We start from the raw sequence: 13,484 nt of genomic DNA on the forward strand, positions 1-13,484 counted from the left end.
CGAGAATGCCTTATAAGTTCACCGCAGTAAGAGTCACTCATTTATCTATTCTTTTATTTAAAAAGCATTGAATCACAAAAATATTGCTCCTTAAAACTCAGTCAATATTGTCCACACAAGCCACAAATATCCCACAATAAGTAACGTTTTTTTCCATTCGCGTAATTTTAATTTGACAAGAGCAATCAAAACACCGATCAACACCAGCGCTATTAGCAACAAAATTAACGGCGATACATAAGCGGGATATGCAACCCAAGGATTTTGCTCAGCACGAATGATCCTCTGTGGGGGTTCGAATGCCCCACTTACGACAAACTCTGCAATTGAGTCCCATACTTGCTCTTGCAAAGCGGCGCTATGACCACCCTCAACATATAGCGATTTTGGTTGCAGCACCTTTACACTATCAAAGCCATCATGACCCGCACTGCCGAGATCCTGTACACCCATAGTCTGCAGCGCCTTAGGAAAAAAGGCCACGACCCAATCGGCAGTAGCCACAAAATTTAAAACGGCATTAACTCGCTCTGGCGTATAGCGGCTCCAATCAAAATTTCGTTGCACGACACTACCGGCAAAAACCACATGATTAAATTTTACCGATGGATATTTTTCAAGTGCTTCTGCCATAAGATAGGTTCCATGGCTATGCCCCACATAATGAAACTGCGCGTGTGGATACTTCACCCGCGCCTCTACATACCTATCCATAAACCATTCTACTTTTTCACGGCGCGCACCTGGCTGCAAAAATGACAACATGGGGAAATAGCCATAACTAGAAGTCTCTGACTCAACGACCACATCAGCCCCATAGCGCGCGTGAAAACGTGCAGCTATGTGCCGTGCAACTTGTCGCGTCCAGTGGCCCTCATCACGAATGCCATGCATGACAAATACAACCTGGCTCACCCTGCAATCGATGCGAACCATTTTAGAAACACAGGGGTCATGGTCGAGCAGCGGCTCTGCAGGTGTAGCAAGCGCTTCATGCAGAGCCTTGACCCTGAACACACCGAAGGTTTCATCCTGGAGATTTATTACATTTTCATGATTAGAGTAAGCAACAGTGATATAGCGGAAATTATCACCCACAACCAAATCAAGATTATCATCGGGTGACACCAAATCATCCTGTGTGCCGAGCATTTGCACAACATCGACGCGCGGATTTAGATGATTCTCCATAGAGAGCCACTGCAAACGCAGCTGCGTAATAAAAGGCGCACCGCGTCGTATCTCCATCACAATAGGTTGGCGACCATAAAAAATGTCGAGCAAATGGCCCGCCGCTACTCCCGTCTGCATAAAAACTGCACGACTCCAATTCATGTGATGAGAAATGGACCAGCCTCGGTTCATACCGGCAAATAAGATAATTTTACTCACCTTATCCGCCCAAGGCCGCGGGCTATCCAAAGGCGCACTACCGCGCTGCTTTAACTCATCCAACAAGGCTTGCTCAAATTCCGCATCAGGACTTGCACCTTTCGCGGCAACATAAACTTTGCGCGCAATCAGCGCACCCATACTGTGACCAACAAAGAGGATGCTGTCATAGGGTCTACCCTCTAATGCACGTTGATTCCAAGCTTTATCAATAAGCCCGAGCAACTGCGCCACGACTTCATGGGTGGTGGCCATAGAAAACACCCCTAAGGGGAGGTTTGGCTGCAATATGTCCGCCCCCTCAAACTCTCCTTCACGGCGAATTTCATTTTTAATGGCATCAAGCGTTTTATTATCTCGATCAAAAGCGTGCAATAGCACCACCAGCGTTCTGCCTTTACCTCTTTCAAGCTGAATATGTTCCAGCTCTCGCTGCTCTAACAAAGGCAAAAGAAAGAACACAACAACAAACATCGCAAAAACCATTGCAATCCTTTTCATAGCAGTCACCTACTTAGTTATGATTAATGATATTGATGTCGCTCACCTGTAGGCTTAATACTAATTACGTCAACCCGCACCACAATAGATTGCACGATACTCACGGCGAATCAGGCATCCACCATAGATAGTTTATTGTAGCGCGAGGCATTCAGCCTTCTAACTAAATATTTTTGAATAGATAAATACAACCATAGTCAATACTCTCTATAAAAACCGATTGAATCCCGAATCCAGCGCCAAATAAGTGCGCCACGAAAATAATCCGCCCGCTTTTAATGCCAGCTTTATGTAAGCTCAGCGCAAAAATAAAGCTTTTTTAGGGAACCAGCCTAAAAACTGGCACTTAAATATTTTAATTTCCCTATTCATAGCTTTTGGCACAAGTTTCGCTAAGCAAGACCACATAGTCGCATTCAATAAAACACGGATAAAACATGGGTTAGCAACAGGAGGTGATAGGGGCAAATTAGGATGCTCGCTGAATGTATTACATTTATTTTGTTTTTACTGAAATGAGCATTTTTTATGTTTACATTTAATTATGGAAAATATCGCGGAATTATCATTTCCATTGCACTTTTTTTATTACTCGATGCATCAGTACTCATATTTAACTTCTATGTTTCGTTTGAAATTGCAGACGATGCTATAGGCGTAAATCTAGCAGGTCGACAGCGGATGCTGTCACAACGCATGGCGAAATCGCTATTTGTGATCGATAGCGCCAACACCGACCCACAGCTATTCCAAAAATCCTTCACGGAGCTGCAGCTAAGCCAGCACTTATTTGATAATACACTTAACGCCTTCATCCAAGGTGGCGCAGCGCAAGGCGCCAATAAAGAGTCCCTCTTCTTAGAAAAACTCACCAGCGCCAAGGCTCAATCCTCACTGCAGGCTGCACAAAAAATATGGAAGCCCTACAACACAGTAGTAGAGAAATTCGCAGAAGATGTAAATGCCAATCGTGACTACAGTGAATCCCTTGCCGAGGCTATTGCAATGGCACGGCAATACAATTTACCGCTACTCGGCTTGATGAATGACCTAACCGTTACACTGGAGAATGTAGCCACATCCAAAGCGATGCGCTTACGCATCATCCAAACGGTGGGCATTAGCCTTGCGATTATTAACTTTTTATTCATCATGTTTCATTTTGTTAGACAACTACGCGAAAGTGATGAAAAAATTGATGCGGCACGGCGCGAAACCAACGAAATTCTTAACACGGTTAATGAAGGCCTATTTCTGATTGACAACAAACTCACTATTGGTGCTCAGCACTCCGCCAAATTAAGGGATGTGTTAGGCCAGCAAGAATTCTCTGGGCAATCATTTCAGGCCATGCTTGAAAACATCATCAACGCTAAGGATGCACAAACCGCAAGCGCCTTTGCCGACCTATTGTTTGATGTAAAAATAAAAGAAAAGCTCATTGGCGACCTCAACCCACTGCAACTTATAGAAGTCAATATCGCACAGGCCAGCGGTGGTTTCGCGACTAAACATTTGCGCTTCAATTTTGCTCGCGCTTACGAAGGAAGCAATATCTCTCACGTCTTGGTCACTGTTTTAGATATAACGGAACAAGTCAAGCTAGAGAAGGCTCTTAATGAGAGCCGCAAACACAATGAATCACAATTAGAGATGCTAACCAGCTTGCTGCATACCCACCCTTCCCTATTAAAAGAATTTATTGATAACAGTTATGCTTGCTTTAACCGGATTAACAACATTCTGCGCTTACCCGCCAAGACCACTCGGTCAGTACGTGAAAAAGTTACCAGCATATTTAGAGAGATTCATAACTTTAAAGGGGAAGCGGCTTCGCTACATTTGGATTTTTTTGAAAACACGGCACATCTTATTGAGGATGGTCTTGAGCAATTGCGCAACAAGCATGACCTCAATGGCAATGACTTTCTCGGTTTAACCGTACAACTAGAAAACTTGATTAGCTATAGCCACCAAGTTGAGCAGCTTACCGAAAAGCTCGCCCAGTTTGCTTTAGTGAGCCCAACTAGATCCTCACCCGTGAACATAAATGCAACAACCCCTGCGACCAGCATTCACAGCTATCGCGACAATAGCTGGGATCATCTCTCAGAATTTGTACAAAATATTGCCATGCGCAATGGCAAGCTGGTCACCTTAGTGATGAGCGGCTTAAGTGAGGTTTCTCTCGCACCCGAATATAAACAACAACTAAAAGAAGTTTGTATTCAGCTATTACGCAATGCTGTCATGCATGGCATTGAATCACCCCAGGATCGCGAACTCAGTGAAAAGCCTTTGCAGGCACGTATAGACCTACGCTTGGCAAAAGTGTCGTCCACGGAGATGGAATTAACGGTGATGGACGATGGCCAAGGTTTGGACTACGACGCCATTCGCGAGAAAGCTATGGCATCGGGACGCTGGTCAAACAATGAAATAGAAGGTTGGAGCAATAAGAAATTACTGGGTCTTATTTTCGAAGATGGTTTTTCTACAGCACAAGAAATCAATAAGGATGCAGGGCGCGGCATAGGTATGGCTGCGATCATGAACCATGTAATGCTACATCGTGGCCGCATTAGCGTAGCCAGTCGCCACGGACGCCATTGCCGCTTTGTTATCACCTTGCCCATTGTTCATGATCAGCAGCAATCGACCTTTTCAACTGAACCTAAAGAAACGAAAGAATTGAAAGAAACGACATTTGCTGTCTAGCGTTCACTATTACCTCTGCAGGAGTCCTCATGCTGCCCCTCATGATTGTGGATGATTCCAATATCATTCGCCGAAAAATAGAACGTTGTAAAGATTCAAATAAATTCACTGTGGTAGCCTCCGCCGCAAATGGCGCCGAAGCTTTAGCGCTTTATGATCAATATAAGCCGCGCGTGATCACCATGGATTTAACCATGCCAGAGATGGATGGAATAGCCTGTATTGAACAGCTTATCGCACGTGATGCGGATTTACGTATTTTGGTTATTTCAGCATTAAGTGATAAGGCGACGGGAATTGAAGCACTCAGAAAAGGTGCGCGTGGGTTTTTATGTAAACCCTTTAGCGATGAACAATTACTCGAAGCGCTTACCGAACTTACCGAAGATTGAGGAACCAGAATGTCAGAGCAAACGATCCAAGTATTTATTGATGGTGTAGTTCGATTTTTTGAGCATACCAACGACAAAGATGTGCGCGTAGGCACCCCCTACCTCGTTGAGAATGTTGAACCCGCTGCATACGATGTGACGGGCATTATTGGTATCTCTGGGCCCTACCGAGGCTGTGTATATTTTACCGCACCGCGTATTTTACTTAAGCACCTATTAATGAGCATTGGCGAGATGGATACCTCCAATGAACACATTTTTGATTTGGTGGGCGAAGTCGCCAATACGATTTCAGGTAATGCCCGCAGTATTTTCGGGCATGAATTTATGATTTCTGTGCCCGTTATGATTGAAGGTGCCCCCAGTCACATTCATCTACCCCACCAGCTACGCTCTTATGTAATACCGGTATACTGGAAAGCCTATCATGCCGCTGTTGTTATTTGTTTAGAGCAGTAGAGCGCACCTATCGAATGCCTCCTAACAAAAAATAAAATGGCCGCATCCTTGTGGGTCGCGGCCAAATAAGACAATTATTTTGTTTCGCAGGCGAGTTCACCTTCCGTTTTTAACATTAATACCTTGCGCATAAACAGTGAAGCGGGACAGAAACCCGTAAATGATTGCTGAAATAAATTAGCCCCTATAAAAACAGTAAACCAAAAAAAACCAGGGTGAACCCAGTGGGTAAGCGCTACGCTGACGAGAACCATAAAGCCAGCAAAGGCTGTGAGTGCGCGTTCTAATGACATAATAACTCCTCTTAGGTGATGTGATTTCCACTTCAATATATTGATCAAACACTTTCTATTTTTTGATAATGATAAGCGTAATACACCACCGGAATGACCACGAGGGTTAAGAGCGTAGATACCATCAAACCAAAGATGAGCGATACGGCAAGCCCACCAAAAATGGGGTCATCAATAATAAAAAATCCTCCCATCATAGCGGCCAGCGCCGTGAGTGTTATAGGTAAGGCGCGAACAGCAGCAGCGTTTATTGTTGCAGCCTCTAATGATTTACCGGCGCGCACTTCTTGCTGAATAAAATCCACCAACAAAATTGAATTGCGCACAATAATACCTGCCAAGGCAATCATGCCGATCATACTCGGCGCGGTAAATTGCTGGCCGAGCAACGCGTGCCCAGGCATTATGCCGATGATAGTAAGTGGAATAGGCGCCATTATGATCAAGGGAACTGAGTAGCTACGGAACATACCTACGACCAGCAAATAAATCATGATCAAACCTACAGAATAGGCAATGCCCATATCGCGAAAGGTATCGAGAGTAACTTGTAATTCACCATCCCATTTTAAACTCCACTCATAGGGATTCTCCGGCTGCGAATTTAAAAACTGCTTAAGCGGTGCCCCTTCGATGGGTATGTTTTCCAAACGCCCATAGATAGCACCCAAGCCATATAGTGGGCTGTCTGTTTTCCCTGCCACATCGCCAGTAACATAGACAACTGGCAGCATATCTTTATGATAGACAGCTTGGTTACGTGTACTTTTTTTTATGTACGTCACTTCAGAAATGGCTATAAGTGAGCCATCCTGTGCGCGCACTTTTATATTGCGCAGACTCTCTAGGCTATCTTTTTCACCGGCAGAAAGTTCTAACCGAACAGGAATGGCGACCTTCGCATTCTCACGGTGCAGATAGGTAACATCCTCACCGTTTAGCGCGGCACTGATCGCGGCCGACACGCTTTTTTGATCTACACCCAAGCGTGCAGCGCGCGCGCGATCTACCAAAATCTGCCATTGAATTTGCGGAGCATCAATCGTATCGTCCACATCCACCACGTCAGGTATTGCCTCAAAATTCGCGCGAACCTGTTTGGCAACCGCAAGTTGGCGGGTGTAATCCATACCGTATATTTCTGCCACTAAGGGCGATAACACGGGCGGCCCTGGCGGCACCTCTACCACTTTTACATTGGCATTAAAACGCTGCGCAATGGGTGCAAGCAACGTACGCGTAGCAACGGCTATCTCATGGCTTTTGCGCTGGCGATGATGCTTATCAACAAGATTCACCTGAATATCACCCATAAAAGGCTCACGACGCAAATAATACTGACGTACCAAACCATTAAAATTAATTGGTGCGGCAGTACCAGCATAAAGTTGGTAGTCAGTTACTTCAGGAATTTTATCAACTTCATTGGCCAGCGCATTGAGCACTTGGTTAGTGGTTTCTAGCGGCGTACCTTCCGGCATATCCACCATTATTTGAAATTCACTTTTATTGTCGAAGGGCAGCATCTTGAGCATGACGGCCTGCACAACCACTAGCCCAATCGACAGGACAATTAAACCTAGGATTCCGGCCAATAAAAATATACGCGCTTTTTTACCCTGTTCTTTACGCAATAGTGGCGACATTATTTTGGTGAAGAAGGGTAGAAATTTACTGTCTTTTTCCTGCACATCAAGATTGTGATCATGATGTACATTCGCGAAAAGTTTGCGATATAGCCAAGGGGTAAACATAAATGCAACCGCCAGCGAAATGAGCATACCGCTGGATGCATTAATGGGAATGGGCAACATGTAAGGCCCCATTAAACCGCTGACAAATGCCATGGGCAGCAGCGCAGCAATTACCGTAAAAGTTGCCAAAATAGTTGGGCCGCCCACCTCATCTACGGCAAGAGGAATCGCCTCGTCCAAAGCAAGCTTGCCTTGGGTCATATGGCGGTGAATGTTTTCCACCACCACTATGGCATCGTCCACTAAAATACCAATGGAAAAAATCAGCGCAAAGAGCGAAACACGGTTGAGTGTAAAACCCCACGCCCAAGAGGCGAACAGTGTAATCGAGAGAGTCACAACAACTGCCGCACCTACCACCAGCGATTCACGTTTACCTAAAGCAAAAAGCACCAGCACTATGACCGAGAGCGTGGCGAAAATAAGTTTTTTGATAAGCGTCTTGGCTTTATCTTCCGCCGTGGCGCCATAGTTACGCGTAACGCTCACCTCTATTGAGCTGGGAAGATCTATACCGCGCATTTGCTGCACCCGCGCTACGACATTTTCTGCAACCTCAACAGCATTTTCTCCTGCCTTTTTGGCGACACTCAGAGTCAGCGCGGGAAAGCGCCCAGGTCTTTCAGCATCAATAGATACCACACCATGAGTCACATATTGAATTGGTTTATCTGCCCCCATGCTCACCTGTGCAACATCGCGCAAAAATACCGGTGTCGCTTGATGTACGCCAACCACTAGCTCGGCAATCTCTTCTGGGCTCATCAAAAAGCTGCCTGCCTGCACCAGCATTTCAGTGTTGTTATCAATCACCGAGCCCGCCGCAATAGATTGATTGGCACTGCCAAGAGCCGTGCGAATGTCATCCAAGCTGAGGTTGTAGGCGGCAAGACGTTGTGGGTCGAACAGCACTTTTACAACATTATCACTACCGCCAATAATATTGATTTCGCGCGTGCCCGCGACACGCTGTAAATCTGTTTGTAACCGACGTGCCACACTCAGTAAATCGCTATTCGTCGCTTGTTGCTTTGACCAGAGCGTGAGGCTCACTATAGGTACATCATCAATACCTTTCGGTTTGATTAGCGGCTTGCCGATGCCCGCATTAGCAGGCACCCAATCGCCTTTCGCATAGAAAGCATTGTAGAGGCGCACTATGGCATCTGTACGCGGTTCGCCCACAGTAAAACGAACGGTTAAGGCGGCCATACCCGGTGATGAGGTGGAATAAATATGCTCAACGCCTTTAATCTCGGAGACTATGTGCTCGGCAGGATTGGTTACCAGCGACTCCACTTCCGCAGCTGTGGCGCCTGGATAAGGAATAAATACGTTGGCGAAGGTGACATTGATTTGCGGCTCTTCTTCGCGCGGTGTTACGACCACAGCAAAAATTCCCAACAATAAACCAGTAAGCGCCAACAACGGCGTAATTTCCGTTTTCAAAAACGCGCGCGCAATGCGCCCAGAAATACCCAGGGTTTCTTTTGTCACAGCCACTACTCCCCAGAATCTTGTTGTGCGCGCATGGATTTAAGAGCTTTTGCGGCTGCGATTGGATCAGCGGCAATCTGTTCGCCAGCGTTCAATCCTGCCAAAATGGGATAACGATCATCAACCGTTTTGGTTCCGAGATTAACCATGCGCAACTCCAATGTTTGATTGGCAATTACATACACTGCCGTCATTTCACCGCGCTGGGAAATTGTGCTCGCAGGCACCAGTAAGCGTTCAACTTCATCACTGACAAAGGCGATTTTTATAAGTGTGCCGGGAAAAAGGTTGTGATCGCCGCTCGGCAAATTGACTAAGACTTTAAAACTGTGTGACTGCGCATCTGCCGCGGGCGGAATACGTAGGTCGCTGGTTGCCAATACACGTCCGTCTGCCAACTCAATCGTCGCCTGCTTATATTTACGGACCGGACCAATGTGCGCCTGCGGAATATCAACTTGCGCACGCAAATTTTCGAGCGAGAGCCCCGCGAGGAGCGGTGTACCTGGCGCAACCGTCTCGCCTACTTTTATCATGCGACTGACAACAATTCCTGCATAGGGCGCGAATATTTGGGTGTGTGCTAAACCTTCTTCTGCTTCATTTAAACCTGCCTGTGCGGTTTTAAAAGCCGATTCGGCCTTATCAAAATCTGCCTTAGCAATAAGTTTTTTGACGAGCATATCTTGCATGCGTTCGTACTGCGCCTTGGCTTCATTAAATTTGGCTTGCGCGCTCGCAACACGGGCTTTTTGTTCAACATCGGTAAAGCGCACAATCAATTCGCCTTTTTTCACCAAATCGCCTACATCAACCGGCAACTCAGTAACTCGGCCTGATGTCTGTGCAGAAACAGTCGCTTGATTGATCGCCTCTATAACGCCATCAAACTTTACCGCTTGCGCCACTTTACTCGGCACCACGGTAATGCTTTTCAATGGAGGTAAAGTTAATACAGTTTGTGGCGCTGCCGATTTGTCAGAACAGGCAGCCAGCAGACTTAACACAACGGCAAGGCTTAGTAGATATTTCATAATAACTATCCATATTTTCGCCAACCACATAGGTTTTTTGATTGGCTAATGTATTTTGAAAACAATTTGCTCGATGCTCGCTCAGCAAACAGCACTCACCGGCGGCCTTAATTATTACCGCAGGCCTTATTGGCCGGCACCGCAATATCCATCAGCTTTGGGCTGGGCAGCTTTAAGTTATTCATCACTTCCACATAGGCTGAAATATCATTTACTTGCAAACGCGGATTGTGGGCTCTTTCTTCGCCAATCGTACTGCGCATCCACCCTTTGTAATCGTGCCCTGGATAGACCCAGGTGTTATCGGGTAGTTGTAGCAACCGGCGAAAGATGCTTTGGTACTGCTGCTGTGCACTACCGTTTTGAAAATCCGTACGCCCAGTACCGCGAATTAATAATGTATCGCCGGTAAATGCATAGGTTTGCCCCTCATCTTCTATTAAAAAAGTATAAGAGTCATCGGTGTGGCCAGGCGTGTGCAGCGCAGTAATGATAAGTCGCCCCACAGGAATTTTGTCACCATCATGCAAGGCTTTTGATACGCACAAGGAATGCGCCTGTTCGCCCAGCAAAGTGCTTGCACCTGTGGCAGTTCTGAGCGCACCCGCGCCGGTAATGTGATCGGCATGGGTGTGTGTGTCTAGCGTACTCACAAGGTTAAGATTAAGCTGTTCTAGCAACAGAAGGTAGCTATCGACTTCGCTTTTTACGCTATCAATTAACACCGCTTCACGGGTTTCCGCACAACCGATTAGATAGGTATAGGTGCTTGATTCACGTTCAAATAGCTGTCTAAAAATCATAAAAAATACCTCACAAGCGTCGTAAAACTGATAATCAATAATGCAAATGCAAATATTTTTTGTAGCGTAGCATTAGCAATTTTATGACTAATGGTTTGGCCGAGCATCATGCCCAAGGCGCCACCAAAAGCCACCATGCCGATTAAGAACCAATTATTGCTGGTGCTCATTAATAAATGACTGATAAAACCCGAGCTGCTAATTACCGCGATAATCAGCAGCGATGTGCTCACCGCTTGAGCCATGCTGATGGGGCTCAAGATCAACAACAGCGGCACAATTAAAAAGCCTCCTCCTACACCAAACATGCCTGATAACAAACCGATAAAGCCGCCGCCGATCACCAAGCCGCTGACACAGCGCGGGCGCAATTCAAATTGCCCCGTCTTACTGAAATTGCACAGCAAGCCAGGCGATGTGGTACTGGTATAGTTTCCTGCCCGCACGATGCTCGCCGCTTCGGGGCTGCGTGTTGCGCTTAACCACATGCGCAGTCCTATAACGATGGCCAAACCATTAAAACCCAACAACAACCAAAGTTCCGGCGTTTGTATGCCTAACCATTTTCCGAATGGTGCTGTAACTGCGCCACTCCCTGCCAGAATAATTCCCGGTAACCACAAAATATTTTTACCGCGAATATTGCGCAGGCTGCCATAAATAGTACTCGCCGCTACGGCGCCAAGTGAAATACCCACAGCGCTACTCATCGGCAACCCGGCTAGCAACATCAACAACGGAACCGCGAACACTGAACCACCCGCCCCCGTTAAGCCGAGCACTAAACCAATTAACACACCGATGACTAGCAACATAGATTTAGCTCGCAATTAAAAAATGATGTGATCTATTTTCTGTGAGGCACTTTGTTGAATTATTCTTTCACACATATTGTTTGACGTTAAGTAACCGGCCTGTAATTTAAGGCCATACATGTGATACACGAGTACCTATTTATTCCAAGGGGCCTTAGCGATCACCATACCCATAGGGCAAATGTCAGTAATACCTGCAAAGGTTAAACCTGCACCAACAAAGGCAGAAAGACCGTAAAAAACTGGGTTAACCCAAGTGCCAAGCGCGACACCAACCATAATCAGCACGCCCGCCGCAATACGGATTTGGCGCTCTAGAGGAATTACCTTTTTTTCCTTTGCCTCCAAAGGAATATTGGATTGCTTCACTGCATTCATGCCACCTTCAATGATGTACAACTCAGCATCAAACTTACCTTTTAGCGCATCGGCAGCCATTTCTGCGCGGCGACCTGCTTGGCAGAGGAGATAAACATGCGCGCCGTTTTTACCGCTCTTTTCAATCGCCGCTTGTAACTTTTCTGCCGTCAGCTCATGCAGCGGAATATGTAAGCAATTTGGCAAACCCGCTGCATTTACTTCGGCAGCTGTGCGCACATCCAAAATGCACATGTCATCAGTTCTTTGACTCATTAGATCAAGTGGGTGAATACGCTTATGGCTCATGGGATGTACCTCATGTTAAAAGTAAAAGAATTATTCGACAGGGCAATAAATAGATTGCAACACGGCAATCACACGGGAGGCCGCATCCCCCTGCAAACGATAGAAAACAGTTTGTGATTCTTTGCGCGTAGCAACGACGCCCGCCTCGCGCAGGCTGCCCAAATGCTGTGATAGCGCCGACTGACTCAACGGAATCCGAGCATTAAGTTCGCTCACCGACTGCTCTCCATCGATCAAAGAGCACAAGATCATTAGACGATTCTCATTGGCTAAAGCCTTCAGCAAAAGTGCTGCGGCCTCAGCATGAATTTGCAGCTCTGAAATAGATTCACGGTTTATTGCTAGTGCGATCATGACCGCCTCCCAATAGTTGTTTTAACTAGTATATTAGAAAACGCTAAATTAGCAAGACTTAAATTATATGAGGGAATACTAGCGAGTGAAATACAATGAGCGGCACTGATTAAAGGCTTATCCAGCTTGATGTGGCTGTAGAGTTAAAAAAACAAAAGATATACCTGAAAAAAAAGGCCAACCGAAAAGCGCTCTCCAACTGACCTAGTGGCATCACGTTCAATCGCCACACTAATAACACCTATCGCATTGGATGCACTAGATAACAGCTCCGCACCCCAAGTCACAAAAATATCATCGCGCTGAACAACAAATTCGCTAAAGTTCCAATGCCATATGATGGCAATTTAACTCAAAGCCTTTTTCAAGATAGACCCTGTGGGCAGCGTGACGGCCGTAACCAGTATCGAGGTGAATGCCTTGGCACCCTTGAGACCGCGCATGGGCGATCAACCAATCCAATAAAGCCGCTGCATAGCCCTTCCCTCTAGCGCCAGCAAGGGTAGTAAGGTCATCGATATACAACACCTTCCCCCAAGCCAAAAACTCCGCCAACCTAAATCCAGCCGCACTCTGAATAACACCATCAACTCGCAAAGCCAGTATTTGGTATGAATGCAGCTCTTGACGACGAATCTGCGTTAAAAATTCAGCTTCTTGCAACAGCGGGCGAAGCTCTTTAAATACTGAGAAACAGGCACCGATCTCGCCATCAGTTACTGCGATAAAAATGTCAACAGACTGCATGTTATTTCCCTCATCTATTCTGTTATAACCCACACGACAACGCGCCCATAAAAAAAGGT

Annotated in this window: 12 protein-coding genes; 3 read left to right on the forward strand and 9 right to left on the reverse strand. The window is 46.2% G+C overall.

Features of this window, described 5'->3' with window-relative positions:
- Nucleotides 1–90: 90 nt before the first annotated feature.
- Nucleotides 91–1,893 carry a lipase family alpha/beta hydrolase gene (locus AC0KUT_RS17940; protein WP_488831763.1) on the reverse strand — a complete coding sequence of 601 codons (1,803 nt, stop codon included), beginning with the start codon at nt 1,891–1,893 and terminating at the stop codon, nt 91–93.
- 528 nt (nt 1,894–2,421) lie between these two features.
- Between AC0KUT_RS17940 and AC0KUT_RS17945 the strand changes: the two genes are divergently transcribed.
- The 3 genes from AC0KUT_RS17945 to AC0KUT_RS17955 are packed head-to-tail and all read left to right on the forward strand — an operon-like array spanning nt 2,422 to nt 5,462.
- Nucleotides 2,422–4,611: an ATP-binding protein gene (locus AC0KUT_RS17945; protein ID WP_488831764.1), complete on the forward strand. Its 2,190-nt coding sequence runs from the start codon at nt 2,422–2,424 to the stop codon at nt 4,609–4,611.
- A 29-nt stretch (nt 4,612–4,640) separates the two neighbouring features.
- A complete protein-coding gene (locus AC0KUT_RS17950; RefSeq protein ID WP_488831765.1) occupies nt 4,641–5,003 on the forward strand; it encodes a response regulator in 363 nt (120 codons plus the stop codon).
- 9 nt (nt 5,004–5,012) lie between these two features.
- On the forward strand, nt 5,013–5,462 hold the full coding sequence (locus AC0KUT_RS17955) for a chemotaxis protein CheX (protein ID WP_488831766.1): 450 nt from the start codon (nt 5,013–5,015) through the stop codon (nt 5,460–5,462).
- 74 nt (nt 5,463–5,536) lie between these two features.
- On the opposite strand, the gene AC0KUT_RS17960 is transcribed toward AC0KUT_RS17955, so the two are convergent.
- The 8 genes from AC0KUT_RS17960 to AC0KUT_RS17995 all read right to left on the reverse strand — a co-directional run bounded on the left by AC0KUT_RS17960 (nt 5,537) and on the right by AC0KUT_RS17995 (nt 13,425).
- Nucleotides 5,537–5,755 (reverse strand): YgaP family membrane protein, encoded by a 219-nt coding sequence (locus tag AC0KUT_RS17960; protein WP_488831767.1) that lies wholly within the window; start codon nt 5,753–5,755, stop codon nt 5,537–5,539.
- A 44-nt stretch (nt 5,756–5,799) separates the two neighbouring features.
- On the reverse strand, nt 5,800–9,006 hold the full coding sequence (locus AC0KUT_RS17965; RefSeq protein ID WP_488831768.1) for an efflux RND transporter permease subunit: 3,207 nt from the start codon (nt 9,004–9,006) through the stop codon (nt 5,800–5,802).
- 5 nt (nt 9,007–9,011) lie between these two features.
- Nucleotides 9,012–10,040: an efflux RND transporter periplasmic adaptor subunit gene (locus AC0KUT_RS17970; RefSeq protein ID WP_488831769.1), complete on the reverse strand. Its 1,029-nt coding sequence runs from the start codon at nt 10,038–10,040 to the stop codon at nt 9,012–9,014.
- Nucleotides 10,041–10,147: 107 nt separating this feature from the next.
- Nucleotides 10,148–10,843, reverse strand: coding sequence for an MBL fold metallo-hydrolase (locus tag AC0KUT_RS17975; RefSeq protein ID WP_488831770.1), 696 nt, complete (start codon nt 10,841–10,843; stop codon nt 10,148–10,150).
- On the reverse strand, nt 10,840–11,658 hold the full coding sequence (locus AC0KUT_RS17980) for a sulfite exporter TauE/SafE family protein (RefSeq protein WP_488831771.1): 819 nt from the start codon (nt 11,656–11,658) through the stop codon (nt 10,840–10,842). The genes AC0KUT_RS17975 and AC0KUT_RS17980 overlap by 4 nt, the downstream gene beginning before the upstream one ends.
- A gap of 135 nt (nt 11,659–11,793) precedes the next feature.
- On the reverse strand, nt 11,794–12,324 hold the full coding sequence (locus AC0KUT_RS17985; protein WP_488831772.1) for a rhodanese-like domain-containing protein: 531 nt from the start codon (nt 12,322–12,324) through the stop codon (nt 11,794–11,796).
- A gap of 30 nt (nt 12,325–12,354) precedes the next feature.
- Nucleotides 12,355–12,678 (reverse strand): ArsR/SmtB family transcription factor, encoded by a 324-nt coding sequence (locus tag AC0KUT_RS17990; protein WP_488831773.1) that lies wholly within the window; start codon nt 12,676–12,678, stop codon nt 12,355–12,357.
- Nucleotides 12,679–12,996: 318 nt separating this feature from the next.
- Complete coding sequence (locus AC0KUT_RS17995; protein WP_488831774.1) at nt 12,997–13,425, reverse strand: GNAT family N-acetyltransferase; 429 nt, start codon at nt 13,423–13,425, stop codon at nt 12,997–12,999.
- Nucleotides 13,426–13,484 lie beyond the last annotated feature (59 nt).

It is taken from the genome of Cellvibrio sp. 25HG11W-0 (genome assembly GCF_057815475.1).